Here is a 17,005-nt window from a genome sequence, read left to right as displayed (position 1 = left end):
AAAACTGGGTCGTAAACGGTCGTTCGATCGCCGATTCAGTCCGATCTTGAGGCAACATTATCCTATTTCGGGTGGGTTTGGCGGCGAACGTGTTCACGAACGCGCCGGCCGGCCGTCGGTGTCGACCCCGCTGAGCCGCCCGGAGACCGAGGCCGTGATCGCGGCGTCGCGGCTTGACAACCCTTAAGACGGCATCGCGGTTACGCCGTCCCAATGAAAGTAGTCGTCTCTATCGGTGGGAGCGTCCTCGTCCCGTCGGTCGGTCCGGACCGGGTCCGGACCTACGCCGACGCGCTCGAATCGCTGGACGCGGACGGATACACGCTCGGCACCGTCGTCGGCGGTGGCCCGACTGCGCGGGAGTACATCGAGGCCGCACGCGATCTCGGCGCCAACGAGATCGAACTCGACCAGCTCGGGATCGAGGTCACGCGCCTGAACGGCCGCCTGCTCATCGCTGCGCTCGACGAGCGAGCCGCACCGACGCCGCCCGAGAGCTACGAGACCGGACGCGAGGCGATCCGTCGGGGAGACATCCCCGTCATGGGCGGGACGGTCGCCGGCCAGACCACGGACGCCGTCAGCGCAGCCTTCGCGGAGTACGTCAACGCCGACCTGCTCGTCTACGCGACGAGCGTCGACGGCGTCTACGACGCCGACCCGAGCGAGGACGCCGACGCACAGAAGTTCTCGGAGATCAGCGCCGACGAACTCGTCGGCCTCATCGCCGACCTGGAGATGGACGCCGGGAGCAACGCCCCCGTCGACCTGCTCGCCGCGAAGATCGTCCAGCGGTCGGGCATCCGGACCATCGTCATCGACGGCGAAGACCCCGCCGCCGTCGAACACGCGATCCGCACGGGCGAACACGACGGCACCGACGTCGTCCCCGAAGCCGTCGGCGAACCGCCCGCCGAGTGGACCGACCGATGAGCGCAACGGTGACAGCATGAGCGAGAGCGAACCCGACGACGCCGGCGGAACTGCGAACGCCGACGCGACCGCGAGCGCGGACGAGACGGACGCACCGGGCGAGACGGAATCGGCCGACGACACCCGCACCGACGAGGCGGCCGGCGAAGACCACTACGCCTTCTGGGCCGACGAAGTGGCCGACGCCGTCGAGGCGCGCGACCCCGAGGAGCCGATCGTGGTCAAGGGCGGCATCTCCCCCTCGGGCGTCCCCCACCTCGGCAACGTCAACGAGATCATGCGCGGCTACTTCGTCGCCGAGGTGCTGCGCGAGCGCGGCTGGGAGGTCCGGCAGGTGTTCACCACCGACGACCGCGACCCCCTGCGGAAGCTCCCCCGGAAGCTCGCCGACCTCGACGGCGGCATCGTCGACCTGGGCGACGTGAACGCGGGCGCGCTCGGCAAGAACCTCGGGCACGCGTACACGGACATCCCCGATCCCTTCGGCTGCTGTGACTCCTACGGCGAGCACTTCTCGACGCTGATCGCCGAGTCCGCGGAACTGCTCGACGTCCCCATCGACGTCGTCTCGACGACCGACCTCTACGAGTCCGGCCGGATGGACGACGTGGTCGAGCACGTCCTGGAGAACCGCGAGCAGGCCCGCGAGGTCCTCGCGGAGTACCAGGACAAGGTCGACGAGGACTACGTCCCGTTCAACCCCTTCTGCCAGGAGTGCGGCAAGGTGACCGAGACGGTCACCGGCGTCGACGTGGACGCCCGCGAGGTCGAGTACCGCTGTACCGATATCGAAGCCGGAAATCGCACCATCGAGGGCTGCGGCCACGAGGGCACCGCCACCTTCCGCGAGGGGAAGCTCCCCTGGCGCTTCGAGTGGCCCGCTCAGTGGCAGGTCCTCGGCGTCGACTTCGAGCCGTTCGGCAAGGACCACGCCGAGGGGTCGTGGCCCTCCGGCGTCGACATCGCGGAGAACGTCCTCGGCAACGAGCCGCCCGAGCCGATGGTCTACGAGTGGTTCACGCTCGACGGCGAACCGTTCTCCTCCTCGGAGGGCAACATCGTCCTCGTCCACGACGTGCTGGAGACCCTCGAACCCGAGGTCCTCCGCTACTTCTTCGCGAAGGACCCCAATCGGGCCCGCGACTTCAGCGTCGAGCGCCTCGACCAGCTCGTCGACGAGTTCGACCGCGTCGAGCGCCTCTACTACGGCGAGGAGTCCGGGACCGAACAGGAGGAACGCCGCGCCGAACGAGTCTACCCGTTCGTCCACTCGCTGGCCGACGTCCCGCCGGGGGCGCTCGCGGCCAGCGGCCTGTTCGAGGACGACCCCGACGGCGCGGCGTCCCACGCCGCCGAGTTCGACCACAACGACCGCGAGGACCGTCGCCGGCGCCGCGAGTTCGTCGACGGCGAGTTCCGCGAGCGGGTCCGGCTTCCCTACACGTTCGCCGCCGTCCTCGGGATGTTCGACGACGAGGACGCGCGCATGGACACCGCGCGCAAGGAGGGGCACGTCTCCGACGACGACCCCGCGTGGGCCGTCGAGGACGCCTTCGGGCGCGTCGCGCTCGCCAGCGAGTGGGCCGACCGCACCGACAACGAGTACAACTACACCGTCGCCCGCACCGACCAGCCCGACGTGTCCGTCGACGAGTCGACCGCCGCCGCGCTGGACGAGCTGGCCGACTTCGTCGCCGAAGGGCACGACGGCGAGGCCATCCAGGGCGAGATCTACGAGAGCGCCAAGCGCCACGACGTCGAGATCGGCGATTTCTTCACCGTCGGCTATCGGCTGTTCTTCGACGCCGAGGAGGGGCCACAGCTCGGTCACTTCCTCGGCGATCTGGACCGGGAGTTCGTCGTCCAGCGGCTTCGTCGCGAGCGCTGACCGTCGCCGGACTTACGGATCTCCGTGCCCGATCCGGGCGCATGGACCTCGACCTCCGGGTCGAGAGGCCCGACCGGCCGATCCGCCGGACGCTCGTCCGCGGCGTCGAACAACTGTCGTCCGCACGCGCGCCGGCCGACCGGACGATCCGTGACTCGTTTATCCAGAGACACACCCGGTTCAGATCGCTGGACGCGTTCTGCGAGGCCAGCCCGTCCGAGGGGAACGGTCTCGCCGCCGTGTTGCGCCTCGACGCGGAGGAACGCGACCGCTTCGTCGCCGCCAGCAGCGAATTCCACGACTGGTCGGAGCTGCGACGGACCGCGCGGATCGAAGACGCGATCGACGTCGCCACCAGCTAAGTTCCGAGCCCGGGAACGGCGGCGAGCGCCTCGTAGAGCGCGTAACTGATCACGCCGCCGCCGACCATCGATCCGACCCACGCGGCGACCGTGTAGACGCTCTTGGACGCCGAGACGCCGCCTCCCTCCGAGGAGCGGCCGACGAGCCCGCTGCCGACGATGCTCGAGATCATCACCTTGTTGAACGAGATCGGGATGCCGAGAACGATGGCCAGTTGCGCGATGAGGAACGCGGGGATCAGCGCGGCGATGGACCGCTTGGGGCCGAGCGAGGCGTACTCCCGCGCGACCGCCTGGATGAGCCGCGGCGAGCGGATCCAGCCACCCAGCAGGATGCCGAAGCCTCCGAGCGCGAGCAGGTACACCGACGGGAGGCCGAGTTCGGTCTCGAAGATCGCCTCGAGCGGCCCGGTCGCGAGGCCGACCTGAGTCCCACCGCTGGTGAACACGACGATCGTCCCGAGGCCGATCAGCACCCGGTTGATACCGGTCGAGATGTCGCGGTCGAGTTGCCAGTACGTGACCGCGAGGGCGGCGCCGGCGAACGCCAGGCTGACGAGGGCCATCCCGACGGTGTAGGAGCCGGCGAGCGCCGTCGGCGCGAGCGAGTAGGCGTCCGCGACCGCGGCGGCGATAGAGCGCATCTCCCCGTCGGCGCCCAGGAACGCCAGTCGGATGTTCGCCAGCGCGTAGCCGACGCCGCCGGCGAGGGCGGCGACGTCGAGCGTGTCCGACCGGTCGTCGCTGAGCAGCAACCGGGCGAGCCCGTAGGCGAGGACGCCCTCGGCGATCGGGATCGCGAACCAGAAGCCGAGGATCTCGACGTACTTGGCGACCGCGAACCCGCCCCCGAGCGCGAGGCCCGCACCGACGGCCGCCCCGGTCACCGTGAACGCCGACGGGATCGGGTAGCCCCGGGAGTTCCCGATCGTGATGAGCGTCGCCGCGGTGAGCAGCGTCGCCGCGGCCGCCAGCGGCGTGATCGTGACGCCGGTCACGAGGCCTTCGCCGATGGTTTCGGAGATGCTGCCCCCCTGCGCGATCGCGCCGAGTCCCGCGACGACCCCGACGAGCAGCGCCGCTTTGAGTGTCGAGAGCGCGTTGGCGCCGACGGCCGGTGCGACCGGCGCGGAGTTGCTGTTGGCGCCGACGGTGAAGGACATGAACAGCGATGCGACGAGCGCGACGGCCAGGACTCCAGCGATCGACGACATGGTGAGTCGGAGTTCCGTGTCGCTTTCCGATCGACACTGAAATGACTGGTGGTCCCGGAACGGCCCCGGATCCGGGGGACGGAACCGAACCAAACCCTCTTGACGGGGTGGCCCCTGCAATCGGGTAATGGTACGCCCGCTGTACTGGGTACTCGCCGGGATCGTCGCTTACACGGCGGGGGCGATGGCGCTGCAGGCACGGGGGTATCTCCCCGATTCCGTCCGGGTCTCTGGCCCGATCACGACCCTCCACACGCTACGCGGCCGTCAGTTCCTCACGAAACTCGCCGCGCCCAAACGGGCGTGGCGCGCGTGGGGTAACTTCGGCGTCGGGATGGCGCTGGTCACGATGGTCGGCATGTTCGCCGCCGTGTTCAACGCCGGCTGGCAGGCCATGCAGCAACCCGAGGCCCAGCCGGTCCAGAACCCGCAGAACGTACTGGTCATCCCCGGTGTCAACGACTTTCTGCCGCTCGCCGCCGCACCCGAGATCGTCCTCGGTCTCCTCATCGGCCTCGTCGTCCACGAGGGCGGCCACGGGCTGCTCTGTCGCGTCGAGGACATCGACATCGACTCGATGGGCCTGGCCTTCTTCGCGTTCATCCCCGTCGGCGCGTTCGTCGAACCCGACGAGGAGAGCCGGCTGCGGGCCAGCCGCGGCAGCCAGACCCGGATGTTCGCCGCGGGCGTGACGAACAACTTCCTCGTGGCCTTCGTCGGCTTCCTGCTGCTGTTCGGCCCGGTTTCGGGCGCGATCTCCGTCGCGGCGGGCGTCCCGGTCGGCAACGCCGCACCCGGTTCGGCCGCCGACGACGCTGGCCTGGAGTACGGCGATCTGGTCACTGCGGTCGAGAACCAGTCGATCGCGAACGCCACCGAGTTCGACGCGCGACTCGATGAGGCCGACGATCGGTCGGTCGAGCTCACGTTGAAAAGCGGCGAGACGACTACGCTGGAACGGAAGCTATCGCTCGCTCGCTCGGTCCCGTCGGTGACCGACGGCATCAGTCCGAACCGGCAGAACGCGACCATCGTCGAAGCCGTCAACGGCTCGGCGGTCTACACCGAACGCGAGTTCGCCCGCGCGATGGCGGACCGCGAGACGGCCACCATCGAGACCAACCGCGGGAGCGCGACCTTCGCCGTCGGCGCCTACGGCCTCGCCGTCGAGAACGGCCCGCTCGCCAACGCTTCGGTCCCGACCGGTACCGACGTGATCGTCACCCACGTCGCCGGCGAGCGGACGTCGAACGCCTCCGTCTACAGTAACGTCGTCAGCGGGCTCGAACCGGGCTCGACGGTCGACGTGCGGGCCTCCGTCGGCGGGGAGCGCGACACCTACTCCGTGACGGTCGGGACCGGTGACGGTGCGGGCGACGCGCTCGGGCTCCGCACCCAGCAGGGCTTCAGCGGCATCGCGGTGACCGACGCGGGCATCGACGTCTACCCGGCCGGATACTTCCTCGCCGTGCTCGGCGGGAACAGCGGCCCGTGGGGCGGGCTGTTCAGCGGCGAGTTCCTCCAGCAGATGTTCATCGTCCTGCTGGTCCCGTTCCTCAGCACGGTCGCGCCGAGTATCGGCTACAACTTCGCCGGGTTCGTCCCCGACGTGGCGAACTTCTACACCGTCACCGGCCCGCTGTCGGCGCTCGGCGGCGGCATGTTCCTGGTCGCTAACGTCCTCTTCTGGACGGCGTGGGTCAACCTCAACCTCGGGGTGTTCAACTGCGTGCCCACCTTCCCGCTCGACGGCGGGCACATCCTCAGGGCCTCCGCGGAGTCGGTCGTCGCCCGCCTCCCCGTCGAGGACGGCCGGCGGGCCACCACCGCGGTCACTGCGTCGATCAGCCTGCTGATGCTCGCCGGTCTCTTCCTGATGCTGTTCGGCCCGCAGCTGTTCAACTGAGGACGGGCCGGACTCCCCCGCGTCCAAGCCCGGAAAGGCAAGCTTCCTAAACTGCGACTCGCTAGCTCCCGTATGGTCAGACGCGAGCCGCCGCAGACGGAAGAGGGCTGGTACGCCCTCCACGATCTCCGGACGGTCGACTGGGAGGCCTGGCGCGACGCCCCCGAGCGCGTCCGCGAACGGGCGCTCGACGAGGTCGTCGACTACCTCCAGTCCGCCGAGGCCGTCGCCGACGCCGAGGAGGGCGACTCCGCCCTCTACGCGGTCGTCGGACACAAGGGCGACCTCATGCTCCTCCACCTCCGACCGACGGTCGCCGACGTGGAACGGCTCGAACGCGAGTTCGAGCGCACGGAGTTCGCACAGTTCACCGAACAGACCTACTCGTACGTCTCCGTCACGGAGGCGTCGGGATACTCCGAGCGCGCCCGCGAGTACTTCGACGGCGAGGTCGACGACGACTCCGGGCTCGCCCAGTACATCCGGTCGCGGCTCCACCCGGAGATCCCCGACAGCGAGCACGTCTCCTTCTACCCGATGTCGAAGCGCCGCGATCCCGGGCAGAACTGGTACGACCTGCCCTTCGAGGAGCGCGCCGAGCACATGGCGAGCCACGGCGACATCGGCCGCGGCTACGCCGGCAAGGTCAACCAGATGATCACGGGCTCGGTGGGGATAGACGACTGGGAGTGGGGTGTCACCCTCTGGGCAGACGACCTGACCGACGTTAAGGAACTCCTCTACGAGATGCGCTTCGACCCCTCCTCGTCGAAGTTCGCCGAGTTCGGCCCGTTCTACGTCGGTCGCAAGTTCCCGCCCGCCGACCTCGGTGCCTATCTCGCGGGCGAGCACGTCCCGACCGCCGACACCGCGGAGGAGACCGGCGGCGAGCGGCCCGCCCACGCGAGCGCGTCCAACGCCGGCGGCGCCAACGGACACGGCGGCGACGCCGGGCAGGCCGCTCACGACGACGCCGCAGCGTCCTCGACCGACGCGGCCGCAGCCGACGATGCGGCCACGGCCGACGACGGATCCGAATCCGCCGAGGCCGTCTCCGAGTCGAACGACGGCGGCGCGAGCGGCGGGCCGCCCGCGGCCGTCCAGCAGGACACGGACGACGAAGCCGTGGAGAGCCGCGACGCCGAGGAGATGGGACGGACCCTCGCGAACTTCGGCGTCTACCCGGACGACTACGACGACGGCGACTACGGGCTGGTCTGCTACGCCGACGCCGACGCCGAGGCGCTCGTCGACGAGGTCGACGGCCTGCGCGGCAACTTCGAGCACTACGACACGCACGTCCTGACGAGCGTCCGCGCCAACCAGGGCCAGACCGCCGTCGTCAGCGTCTGGGCCAACGAACGGGCCGCCGACACGGCGCTGGGCTTCCTCACGGACATCGATGCGGTCACTCACAGTGCCCGCGGCCCGCTCGGTGACGCCGACGTGGCCGGAGACGCTGCCGACGGAGAGAGCGGCGGCGAACCACAGACCGGCGACGACACGACCGCCGCGGACATCCGCGAGGAACTCGCCGCCGAGGGCGTCTACGCCGGCCAGCCCCACGGCGAGGACGTCTACGCGCTCGTCCTCTACTCGGAGGCCGACCCCGAGACGCTCGACGCGGAGGTCTCGGACCTGCGCGACGGCTTCGACCGCTACGACACCCACGTCAAGACCGCGGTCTACGGTGACGTGGCCGACGACTCGGACACGACGGCGGTCGTCAGCCTCTGGGACACCGAGAGCGCCGCCGACACCGCCGCGGACTTCCTGACGGACCTGCCCGGCATCGTCGGTCGTCCGCAGGACCGCGAGGGATTCGGCACGATGGGCATGTTCTACACCGTCAAGCCCGAGTACCGCGAGGAGTTCGTCGACACGTTCGGCGCCGTCGGCGAGAAGCTCGCGACCATGGACGGCCACCGCGAGACCGCCCTGCTGGCCAACCGCGAGGACGAGGCGGACATGTTCATCGCGAGCCGCTGGGACGCCAAGGAGGACGCGATGGCCTTCTTCCGTTCCGACGACTTCCGCGAGACCGTCCAGTGGGGGCGCGAGGTGCTGGCCGACCGACCGCGCCACGTCTTCCTCGCCTGAGACCCCCTCCGTTCCCCTCGCCAACACTTTCCGCTACCGGTGGCCCCTTTTCGGCCCCGCGAATGAGTGTAATGCATGCTCGAAGTAGAACATATTACCTTCGCTTGTGACGATCCGGAAGAGCTCGCGACGTTCTGGGAGCGGGCGCTGGACGGGAGCCGCCGAGACCTCTCGGGATTCGACGCGGAGATCGTCGACCGCGAGGGCGACCGCGCGGCCCTGCTGTTCAAGGAGTTGCCGAAGGGGACGGAACGGGACCTGCCACTCCACCTCGATCTGGTCACGGACGACCGGAGCGCGGCCGTCGACCGGTTGACCGACGTCGGCGCGACGGTCCGCGAGACGAAGACCGAATCGGGCGAGGGCTACAGCGCGACGTGGACGGTCCTGGAGGACCCGGAGGACAACGGGTTTTGCGTGACCGAATACGACTGAGGGCAGTAGCTACAACACCTAGCCGAACCCCGCGAGATGGTCGACGCCGTCCTCTTTCTCGTCTCCGGGGCGGCCTTGTCCGTCACCGGGACGACCCTGTGGATCAACGGCGGCGTCCCGGCGGTCGGGCCAGGCTTCGACTGGGTCCCCGACTACTCGATCGCCCAGAGCACGAGCGACAGCGCCGTCGCCGCGACGAGCCCCGCCGCGAGCAACCCGAACGCCGTGGCGAAGCCGGCGGTCTCGGAGAGGAACCCGACGATAGCCGGCGAGACGGCGCCGGCGCCCATCAGCAGCGTCCTGACGACGCCGAGGCTCCCGCCGGCGACCGACTCCGGGACGACGGCCATCATGTACGCGCCGCGGACGGGCCGGTAGCCGTGAGCGCCCAGACCGAGCAGGGCCACCGCGCCGCCGAGGACGACGGGGCCGCCGGTCGACGAGAGCGCAAGCACCGCGAGCAGCCCCGCGGTCGCGACGCCGAGCGTCAGCGCGAGGATGGCCTCGACGCCGACACGGTCGCTGGCCTCGCCGGTGACGAGCTGGATCAGGCTGACCACGAAGAGGACGCTGAACAGCAAGTTCGCCGTCGCCTCCGAGACGGCGGTCTCCTTCGCGAGGTACAGCGGGAGGAAGGCTACGGCGCCGTTGTACGCGAACGAGAAACAGATCGTGACCACGACGAACAGCGCGAACCGGCGGTCGCGGAAGAGGGCGACGTAGGTGCGCAGCGGGACGCCGTCGGCTCCGTCGCCACCGCCCGATCCGTCGCCGTCGACGGTCGCGCCGGCCGGTTCGTCGGGTAGCCGTCGTGGAACGACGCGGGCGAAGCCGACGGCGAGGCCGACGCCGACGACGCCGGCGGCGAGGAACAGCGAGCGCCACGGAGCGCCGAACGCCGCGGGGAGGCCCGAAGCGACGACGACCGCCGCGGGCGCCGCGACGCCGCCGAACGTCCCGAACGTGTCGAAGACGCCGAGCGCTCGCCCGGTTCGCTCGGGGTAGGCCCGCGAGAGCAGGCTCACGCTGACCGTCTTGTACGTCCCCGTCCCCGCGCCGACGAGCGCCATCGCGCCGATCAGCACCCACAGCGGCGCGTCGACGGCCAGCGCGAGCGCGGCGGCCGCCGCGAGCAGCGCCCCCGCGGTGATGACCCGGACCGATCCGAGTCGGTCGGCCAGCAGCCCCGAGGGGAACTGCATCGCCGCGTAGACGAGCATCAGTCCGGTGAACGCGCTCCCGAGGACGGTCCGCGAGACGCCGTAGGTCGTCCCGAGCGTTCCGAACAGCGGCGGGAAGGCGTAGCGGAGGAACTTCCCGAGGAACCACACCAAAGCCGTCAGCGCGAGCGCGTCGAACCGCGCGAGCCGGTCGGGGACTACCACGCTCGCCCTCCCGCGCCGGCAGGCCGCCGACCGGGACCCGTCGCTCGGCAGTCTCGGAACTCGCGCGCGCCGCTACGGGCGGGTTTCGGCTCCATCTCGGTCGTTCGGTGGAGGCGCGTTCGCGCGGAAATACGTCCCGGTTTCGGCCGGCCGTCCGGACGGTACCGACGGTCGCGACCCCAACAGAGCCAAGGCCGTCGCGATGCAACGGAATCCCGTGCCAGACGATACTCACGGCGGAGACGGCGATCCGGACGAGAGCCCGGTCGACGCCGGCCCCGGCCGCCCCGACCCCGGCCCGGACGGCGGCGGTCCGATGCCAACGGACCTCGACGACACGCCGACGGTCAGCTGCTCGCGCTGTGGCCGCGAATGGGATCTCGCGTACGAACTCGACGACCTCGGCGTCGGCAACCAGGCGGTCGAACAGTTCGCGCTCGACCACAAGCGCCACACCGGCCACTTCCCGGACGACGTGACCACCTGGCTCGCGAAGTGCCGCCGCTGTCCGGAAGGCTCCGAACACCTCGTCCGCCACGCCGCCGAGCGCTGGGCGAAGATCCACGCCCGTCACACCCGCCACGCCGTCGAGATCGAACACGGGATCGACGACGACGTGACCGTCGTCGAACCCGACGACGTCAACTGACTGCTCTTCCGAATCGACTGACTGCTCTTCCGAACCAACTGACCGCTCTTCTGAAGAATCGCGACCGTGACCGGCGACCCCGCCGGAAAACTGCCCGAGCGCTCGCGGCGCTAGACTTACTCCTCGTCGTCTTCGGTCGTCGTCTTGTCGACGTCCGTCTCGCCGAAGTAGATCTCCGCGCCGTCCTGTGCGACCTTCTCGGCGAGGACGGCGCACTTGACGCGCATCGGCGAGATGTCGACGCCGAGCATATCGATCACGTCGTCCCTGTCCAGTTCCTCCAGGTCCTCAACGGCCATGCCCGTGAGCTCCTCCGAGAGCATCGAGGCCGAGGCCTGCGAGATGGCGCAGCCGTCGCCGCGGAAGGCCACCTGCTCGATGACCTCCTCGTCGTCGTTGAGGACGACGTCCATCTCGATAGTGTCGCCGCACATCGGGTTCTCGCCGACGTGGGTGAACGTGGCTTCCTCGATCTCCCCGAAGTTACGCGGGTTCTTGTAGTGGTCGAGGATCTGCTGTCGGTACATGTCCGATCCGCCGATGCCCATTGTTGCCAGACGATATGCTCTATCGGCGGAAAAGGATTCCGAGGGAGCGCTTCGCACGGAACCCCGACCGGCCCGCCGGCGACCCGTCTCCCCGGTCGCAGCGACACCGAACGGGTCGTTTCACTCTGTGAACCTACACCGAAGTTTATTACCTACCCTCTCAGAAATAGGGACAACGGACACAGGGCAATGTTCGACCGAGTCAACGACGCCATCTCGGGTGGGTCCGGGTCGGGCGGGGCCGACGCGGAGCATCTGGGGGACATGTTGCGGGAGGGCGAGGCGTTAGCGCACGCGCTCGCCAACGACGGGACGATTGAACACACGAAGGACGGTCGAACGACGACGATCGAATCGAGCGGCGACCACGGGGCGTACATGCTCGTCACCGACGAGCGTGTGCTGTGGGTGCTCGGCGACCAGCCCGAGGAACCCGAGATCGCCTTCGAGTTGACCGACCTGGAGACGAGCCACGTCCGCAAGGGCCTGCTCAACAGCAAGATCGAGTTACAGACCGACGACGAGACGGTCGTCTTCGACCCCGACGAAGGCGACGTCGAGGAAGCGGAGGACTACGTCGACGCGGTGGGGTCGTCGTGGTCGGACATGGACGCCGCGCTCGCGCACGCACGGGACGCCATCGCCGCCTACGAGGACGCCTGCCAGCGCGGCGAGGACCCGAACCAGCACGCGCTGTCGGCCCGGTCGCAGTTCTCGCAGGCCCGGCGCTGTGCGACCCGCGAGGAGCGCGCACCCGAGGAGAAGATCCGCGCCGAGGTCGACGCGGTCGTCGAGGAACTGCAGCACACGCAGGTCACCGCGTGGCTCGACCGCGCGCTGTCGAGTCACGAGACGGTCGAGACCGCGCTTGACGAGGACCGCTACGGCGACGCCTGCGAGGCCTACGTCGAGGCCGCCGAGGCCATCGAGGAGGCCCGCGACTCCATCGACGACGTCGACAACCCGCCGGAAGGGGCCGCCGACCGGCTGGACTCCCTCGAAGCGGACCTGCGCGACGCAGGCGAGCGATTCCTCGACGACGCCGCCGGCCGCTGCGAGACGGCGCTGTCAGCCGACGACGTCACGGTCGCCGTCGACGCCTGGGAGGAGGCCTTCGACCGCTACCGCGCCGCGACCGACGCCGGGTGGAACGGCCACGCGCCCGTCTCCGAGGACGCCATCGAGTACCAGCTCACGTGGGTGACCGCGGGGCTGCTCGAAGCGATGAGCGCCCACGCCGCGGCCCTCGAACGCGAGGGCGACGACGCCGACGACAGCGACGACGCCGGCGACTACTACGAGGACGCCGAGGAGTGGTTCGAGCGGGCTATCGACCTCGCCGCAGAACGCCCCCACCACGAGGCAGACGAGTACGAGCAGGCGCTCGACCGCGTCGAGGAGAAGCGCCTCGAGAGCGCCGGCTGGGAGTTCGGCGGCTGAGCGACCCGCTCCGGGACGCTACCCCGCTCAGCCGCGACCGTGCCGCGTCCGCTCGTTTTCTTGCCGTCTTCGGCCGACTGCTGTCTTCAGCGAGCCACGGTGACGACCCGCTGGGAGTCGAGCGTCAGATCGCTCCCGTCGAACCCGCCGAACAGCGTCACGTCCGCGAAGCCCGCATCCTCGCAGATCTCTCGAAGCACCGGCGGCGCGTACAGCCGGTTCTCCCACTCCATCCGGTCGACGTAGTCGTACCCGTCGTCCGTTACGTCGAAGACGTCGATCTGCGTCGAGAAGCGGCCGCTCGCGGCGTCGAACGCCTGCCGGTACACTTCCATGCGGTCGTCGCCCTCGCTGACCGTCGCCTCGTCGAAGTTCCGCAGGTAGAAGTCCCGGTTCGACTGCCCGACGACGAGCACGCCGTCGTCGGCGAGCAACTCCCGAGCGCCGGCGAGGACCTCCACGTCCGTCTCCCGGCCGTAGTACCCCAGCGAGTTCCAGAAGACCGTGATCAGGTTGTACGATCCCGACCGCTCGTCGAGGTCGCGCATATCGGCCTCGTGGAACGTCGCTCGGTCGCCCAGTCCTCGATCGACGGCCCGCTCGCGCGCTCGCTCGACGAACTCCGGGGAGAAGTCCAGCCCCTCCGCGTCGATCCCGCGCTCTGCCAGCGCGAGGACGTGCCGACCGACGCCGCAGGCGAGGTCCAGCGAGCACTCGGGCTCGCGGTCGAAGTCTTCGGCCAGCAGGTCGAGCAGGTCGGCGACCTCCTCGTCGGCCGCCTCGAACATTCCCTCGAAGCTCTCGGCGAACAGATCCGCTTGCTCCCTGAAGAGCTGATCCGCCCAGTGAGTCATGTCCGACGTGTCAGCCGACCGCGCTATAAGTCTGTTGTCCGGGTGACACGTCGTCACACGGTCAGTCGTCGTGGGCCTGCTCGAACGGCCGCGGGGGAAGCAGCAACTCCTCCAGTTCCGGCATCGACTTGACGTTGTACAGCACCTGTAGCTCGTCGGAGACGGGCATGCCGTTGCAGGACAGCTGGAACCCCTTGTCGAGCATCTCCGGCGGGAGCACGTGGTCGACGCGGGTCCGCATCTCGCCTTTCAGGACGATGATCGCACAGTTGGCGCAGGCGCCCCCGCGGCAGGCGAAGGGCCACGCGAACCCGTGGCGCTCGGCCGCCTCCAGCAGTGACTCCCGCGGTCGCACCCAGAACTGGCCGTAGTCTTCCCGATCGAGGCCGCCGTCCGCAGCCATCTCCATGAGATCGTCGTCGTCGACGTCCCAGCCGTGGTCGTCCAGCACCTCGTAGTTGAGGTACTCGACCCGACACCGTTGTCGCCGCCGCGGCTCCTCCCCGTTCTCGCCGGGCGAGGTGGCCGGTGCGGCCTGCTCGACGGATTCGTCGTCCTCGTCACCGTCCTCCTCGACGACGGCGTCCCCGTCCTTGATCTCCTCGTAGGCGGCCCTCACGAGCTGGAATTCCCGCGCCGACCCCCCGTGGTCGGGGTGGGCGTCTTTGACCCGGTCCCGGTACGCCTCTTTTATCTCCTCCTCGTCGGCGTCGGGGTCGACCGAGAGAACGTCGAACGGCGACTCCACGCCCGGTTCTAGCGCCAACACGGGCATAAATCCCAGTATTCCGGACGGCCCGCGGTTCGGTCGTCGTCCCCGACCGCCGGTCACTCCCTGACGTACAGCGACCCCAGGAGCGCCGCGACCCCCGCGAGCCGGACGAGTTCCTCGACGAGGAACAGCCCCCAGAGCGTCGATGCCGTCGGCGGTCGCCCGGCCGGTCGCCCCATTTGCGCCCCGTCGAGCGCGACCTCGACTATCGCTTCGAACGCCGGCGGCGCGACCAGAAGCAGGAACAGCCCGACGGCGAGCAGGAGCATCGGACGGCTCTCGTGCTGGCGGTAGGCGACCGCGGCTTTGCCGACGACGACGAGCGTCCCGACGACGACCAGTCCCTGAACCAGCGACGTGAGGGTCGCGAGCGTGCCGGCCGTCGTCATCGCAGATCACTCCAGAGGGCGTGGAGCCGGGCGGCGGTCTCGTCGCGGTCGCGGTGGTCCACGGTGATCTCGAACCCGTCGTCGGTGAGCGCGACAGCCAGTCGGTCGAGCCTGGCGCAGAACTGGGCGTAGTGGTTCCCGAGATCGTCCGTGCGGGTGCCCTCCGAGAGGAAGCCCGCCTCGGTCAGGTCGTCGATGCGGTCGTAGACGGTGGAGGGCGCGGCGTCGAGCGCCTCCGCGAGCGCGTCGGCTGTCATTGGTTCGTTCCGTGTGGCGATGAGGATCGCGCGGGCGTATTCGTCGCCCAGCAGCGCGAGCGTCTCCTCCGGTGGCGGCGCATCGCTCACACCGACGCGTTTCCCCGCCCATCAAATAAACCTCCGCCGCAGTTCGCGAGTCGCAAAACGCGTCTCCGGTCCCGAACGCCGAGCCGTTAGGCGAACAGCTGTCGGGCCTCGTCCAGCGCGTCGACGAGCTTGTCGACTTCCTCGCGCGTGTTGTAGACGTAGAAGCTCGCGCGGGTCGAGGATGGGACGCCGAGCTTGTCGTGAAGCGGCTGGGTGCAGTGGTCGCCGGCCCGCACCGCGACGGCGTACTCGTTGAGGATCTCCGAGGCGTCGTGGGCGTGGACGCCGTCGAGGTTGAACGAGACGAGCGCCGCGCGGTCGTCGCCGGGCGGCCCGAGGATATTGATGTCCTCGAACTCCGAGAGGCGCTCATGGGCGTATTCGGCGAGTTGCTCGCCGTGACGCTGGACGTTCTCCATCCCGATGTCGTCGAGGTAGTCACACGCCTCCGCGAGGGCGATGCCCTGCGCGATGACCGGCGTCCCGGCCTCGAACTTCCAGGGGAGTTCGTGCCACGTCGAGTCCTCGTAGGTCACCTTCTCGATCATCATCCCGCCGTAGAGGTACGGCTGCATCTCCTCCAGCAGGCGTTCTTTCCCGTAGAGGACGCCGATCCCTGTCGGACCGCACATCTTGTGCCCGGAGAAGGCGAAGAAGTCGGCATCCATCTCCTGGACGTCGACAGGCATGTGCGGGACCGACTGGGCGCCGTCGACGAAGTACAGGGCGTCGTGGTCGTGGGCGATCTCGCCGATCTCCTCGACCGGGTTGATGGTCCCGAGCGTGTTCGAGACGTGGATCATGCTGACCATCGCGGTGTCGTCGGTGATCAGCTCGCGGGCGTGGTCCACGTCGAGGTAGCCGTCCTCGTCGACCCGGATGAACTTCACGTCTGCGCCCGTCTTCTTGGCGAGTTGCTGCCAAGTGACAAGCGTCGCGTGGTGGTCCATCTCCGTGAGGACGACCTCGTCACCGGGACCGAGTTCGGCCAGCCCCCAGGCGTAGGCGACGGTGTTGACCGCCTCGGTCGCGTTCTTGGTGAAGACGACCTCCTCTCGGCCCTCGGCGCCGATGAACTCGGCGACGCGGTCGTGGGCTTCCTCGTAGGCGATGGAGGCCTCCTGACTCAGCTGGTGGAGCCCGCGGTGGACGTTGGCGTTGGTGTGGCGGTAGTAGTGCGAGATGGCGTCGACGACCTGGTCGGGCGTCTGGCTCGTCGCCGCGTTGTCGAGGTAGACGAGCTGTTCGCCCCTGAACTCGCGTTCGAGGATCGGAAAGTCCTCGCGTATGCGCTCGACGTCGAGCGGGTCCGATTCTGACACTCCCATTGGGGGAACGAACGCGCTCGACGGGCAACATTCCTTCGGTTTCCCGAAAACTCAGTTCGCACTCGACGAACACTCCGACCGGCCACCCGGCTCAGATCCACCGACTGACCGGCAGAACGTCCCTGAGGGCCATTACCATAACCGCGAGGCCGAACGCGAGCGCGAAGAGTCCGAGACCGAGCGACGCGGTCGAAGTCGCGCCGAGGACGCCCGAGATCCCGGAAAAGAGAAAGACGAACCCGATCCCGACCAGCAGGAGCGTGCCGACGACGCCGAGGATCGCGTCCTCGACGGCGTCGTGGACGATCTCGTAGAGCCGTTCCTCGTCGATCCCGGATGAACTGCCGCCATCGGAAACCGGTGAATCGGTCCCCGTCGAGCCCCCTGTCGGTCCGTCGCCGTCGCTGTCGCGGTCGCTCATGGATATGTCGACTCGTTACGAGGTCAGAAACGTT

17 protein-coding genes are annotated in these 17,005 nt (G+C 69.1%); 8 read left to right on the top strand and 9 right to left on the bottom strand.

Features of this window, described 5'->3' with window-relative positions; all coding sequences use genetic code 11:
- Nucleotides 1-213: 213 nt before the first annotated feature.
- From pyrH to AB2U09_RS02910, 3 genes are read left to right on the top strand one after another with little or no spacing between them, the layout of a single operon-like run.
- Nucleotides 214-933, top strand: coding sequence for a UMP kinase (gene pyrH / locus AB2U09_RS02920; RefSeq protein WP_459191191.1), 720 nt, complete (start codon nucleotides 214-216; stop codon nucleotides 931-933).
- Between the two features lie 16 nt (nucleotides 934-949).
- Nucleotides 950-2,821, top strand: a complete 1,872-nt coding sequence (lysS, locus tag AB2U09_RS02915; protein WP_459191190.1) for a lysine--tRNA ligase — start codon at nucleotides 950-952, stop codon at nucleotides 2,819-2,821.
- Between the two features lie 41 nt (nucleotides 2,822-2,862).
- Nucleotides 2,863-3,183 (top strand): hypothetical protein, encoded by a 321-nt coding sequence (locus AB2U09_RS02910; RefSeq protein WP_459191189.1) that lies wholly within the window; start codon nucleotides 2,863-2,865, stop codon nucleotides 3,181-3,183.
- Here the strand turns inward: AB2U09_RS02910 and AB2U09_RS02905 are convergent.
- Nucleotides 3,180-4,397 (bottom strand): inorganic phosphate transporter, encoded by a 1,218-nt coding sequence (locus tag AB2U09_RS02905; protein WP_459191188.1) that lies wholly within the window; start codon nucleotides 4,395-4,397, stop codon nucleotides 3,180-3,182. The genes AB2U09_RS02910 and AB2U09_RS02905 overlap by 4 nt on opposite strands.
- Nucleotides 4,398-4,524: 127 nt before the next feature.
- On the opposite strand from AB2U09_RS02905, the gene AB2U09_RS02900 reads away from it, so the two are divergent.
- From AB2U09_RS02900 to AB2U09_RS02890, 3 genes are all read left to right on the top strand, one after another.
- Entirely contained in the window at nucleotides 4,525-6,303 is a 1,779-nt protein-coding gene (locus tag AB2U09_RS02900; protein WP_459191187.1) for a site-2 protease family protein, read from the top strand.
- 72 nt (nucleotides 6,304-6,375) lie between these two features.
- Nucleotides 6,376-8,403, top strand: coding sequence for a heme-binding protein (locus tag AB2U09_RS02895; RefSeq protein ID WP_459191186.1), 2,028 nt, complete (start codon nucleotides 6,376-6,378; stop codon nucleotides 8,401-8,403).
- A 75-nt stretch (nucleotides 8,404-8,478) separates the two neighbouring features.
- The gene (locus tag AB2U09_RS02890; protein ID WP_459191185.1) at nucleotides 8,479-8,838 is read left to right on the top strand and encodes a VOC family protein; all 360 of its coding nucleotides are present in this window, start codon (nucleotides 8,479-8,481) and stop codon (nucleotides 8,836-8,838) included.
- Between the two features lie 152 nt (nucleotides 8,839-8,990).
- Here AB2U09_RS02890 and AB2U09_RS02885 read toward each other — a convergent pair whose 3' ends face one another.
- On the bottom strand, nucleotides 8,991-10,223 hold the full coding sequence (locus AB2U09_RS02885) for an MFS transporter (protein ID WP_459191184.1): 1,233 nt from the start codon (nucleotides 10,221-10,223) through the stop codon (nucleotides 8,991-8,993).
- Nucleotides 10,224-10,539: 316 nt separating this feature from the next.
- Here AB2U09_RS02885 and AB2U09_RS02880 point away from each other — a divergent pair, with 316 nt between their 5' ends.
- On the top strand, nucleotides 10,540-10,872 hold the full coding sequence (locus AB2U09_RS02880) for a DUF8062 family protein (protein ID WP_459191301.1): 333 nt from the start codon (nucleotides 10,540-10,542) through the stop codon (nucleotides 10,870-10,872).
- 116 nt (nucleotides 10,873-10,988) lie between these two features.
- Here the strand turns inward: AB2U09_RS02880 and sufU are convergent, their stop codons facing one another.
- Nucleotides 10,989-11,420, bottom strand: a complete 432-nt coding sequence (gene sufU / locus AB2U09_RS02875) for a Fe-S cluster assembly sulfur transfer protein SufU (RefSeq protein ID WP_459191183.1) — start codon at nucleotides 11,418-11,420, stop codon at nucleotides 10,989-10,991.
- Between the two features lie 189 nt (nucleotides 11,421-11,609).
- Between sufU and AB2U09_RS02870 the strand changes: the two genes are divergently transcribed.
- Nucleotides 11,610-12,860: a hypothetical protein gene (locus tag AB2U09_RS02870; RefSeq protein WP_459191182.1), complete on the top strand. Its 1,251-nt coding sequence runs from the start codon at nucleotides 11,610-11,612 to the stop codon at nucleotides 12,858-12,860.
- 86 nt (nucleotides 12,861-12,946) lie between these two features.
- On the opposite strand, the gene AB2U09_RS02865 is transcribed toward AB2U09_RS02870, so the two are convergent.
- From AB2U09_RS02865 to AB2U09_RS02840, 6 genes are all read right to left on the bottom strand, one after another.
- On the bottom strand, nucleotides 12,947-13,714 hold the full coding sequence (locus AB2U09_RS02865) for an SAM-dependent methyltransferase (protein ID WP_459191181.1): 768 nt from the start codon (nucleotides 13,712-13,714) through the stop codon (nucleotides 12,947-12,949).
- Nucleotides 13,715-13,775: 61 nt separating this feature from the next.
- Complete coding sequence (fer, locus tag AB2U09_RS02860) at nucleotides 13,776-14,462, bottom strand: ferredoxin Fer (protein ID WP_459191180.1); 687 nt, start codon at nucleotides 14,460-14,462, stop codon at nucleotides 13,776-13,778.
- A gap of 80 nt (nucleotides 14,463-14,542) precedes the next feature.
- Nucleotides 14,543-14,875 carry a hypothetical protein gene (locus AB2U09_RS02855; RefSeq protein ID WP_459191179.1) on the bottom strand — a complete coding sequence of 111 codons (333 nt, stop codon included), beginning with the start codon at nucleotides 14,873-14,875 and terminating at the stop codon, nucleotides 14,543-14,545.
- A complete protein-coding gene (locus AB2U09_RS02850) occupies nucleotides 14,872-15,222 on the bottom strand; it encodes a helix-turn-helix domain-containing protein (RefSeq protein ID WP_459191178.1) in 351 nt (116 codons plus the stop codon). Before AB2U09_RS02850 ends, AB2U09_RS02855 begins: the two co-directional genes overlap by 4 nt.
- Nucleotides 15,223-15,308: 86 nt before the next feature.
- Complete coding sequence (locus AB2U09_RS02845) at nucleotides 15,309-16,544, bottom strand: aminotransferase class V-fold PLP-dependent enzyme (RefSeq protein ID WP_459191300.1); 1,236 nt, start codon at nucleotides 16,542-16,544, stop codon at nucleotides 15,309-15,311.
- 97 nt (nucleotides 16,545-16,641) lie between these two features.
- Complete coding sequence (locus tag AB2U09_RS02840; RefSeq protein ID WP_459191177.1) at nucleotides 16,642-16,971, bottom strand: hypothetical protein; 330 nt, start codon at nucleotides 16,969-16,971, stop codon at nucleotides 16,642-16,644.
- Between the last annotated feature and the right edge of the window lie 34 nt (nucleotides 16,972-17,005).

It is taken from the genome of Halosimplex yunnanense, from assembly GCF_054504345.1.
This window is presented reverse-complemented; position numbering and strand designations above follow the sequence as displayed.

Coding starts and splice junctions, on each gene's coding strand:
- pyrH (WP_459191191.1), top strand. CDS start 214: ATGAAAGTAGTCGTCTCTATCGGTGGGAGCGTCCTCGTCCCGTCGGTC.
- lysS (WP_459191190.1), top strand. CDS start 950: ATGAGCGAGAGCGAACCCGACGACGCCGGCGGAACTGCGAACGCCGAC.
- AB2U09_RS02910 (WP_459191189.1), top strand. CDS start 2,863: ATGGACCTCGACCTCCGGGTCGAGAGGCCCGACCGGCCGATCCGCCGG.
- AB2U09_RS02905 (WP_459191188.1), bottom strand. CDS start 4,397: ATGTCGTCGATCGCTGGAGTCCTGGCCGTCGCGCTCGTCGCATCGCTG.
- AB2U09_RS02900 (WP_459191187.1), top strand. CDS start 4,525: ATGGTACGCCCGCTGTACTGGGTACTCGCCGGGATCGTCGCTTACACG.
- AB2U09_RS02895 (WP_459191186.1), top strand. CDS start 6,376: ATGGTCAGACGCGAGCCGCCGCAGACGGAAGAGGGCTGGTACGCCCTC.
- AB2U09_RS02890 (WP_459191185.1), top strand. CDS start 8,479: ATGCTCGAAGTAGAACATATTACCTTCGCTTGTGACGATCCGGAAGAG.
- AB2U09_RS02880 (WP_459191301.1), top strand. CDS start 10,540: ATGCCAACGGACCTCGACGACACGCCGACGGTCAGCTGCTCGCGCTGT.
- sufU (WP_459191183.1), bottom strand. CDS start 11,420: ATGGGCATCGGCGGATCGGACATGTACCGACAGCAGATCCTCGACCAC.
- AB2U09_RS02870 (WP_459191182.1), top strand. CDS start 11,610: ATGTTCGACCGAGTCAACGACGCCATCTCGGGTGGGTCCGGGTCGGGC.
- AB2U09_RS02865 (WP_459191181.1), bottom strand. CDS start 13,714: ATGACTCACTGGGCGGATCAGCTCTTCAGGGAGCAAGCGGATCTGTTC.
- AB2U09_RS02855 (WP_459191179.1), bottom strand. CDS start 14,875: ATGACGACGGCCGGCACGCTCGCGACCCTCACGTCGCTGGTTCAGGGA.
- AB2U09_RS02840 (WP_459191177.1), bottom strand. CDS start 16,971: ATGAGCGACCGCGACAGCGACGGCGACGGACCGACAGGGGGCTCGACG.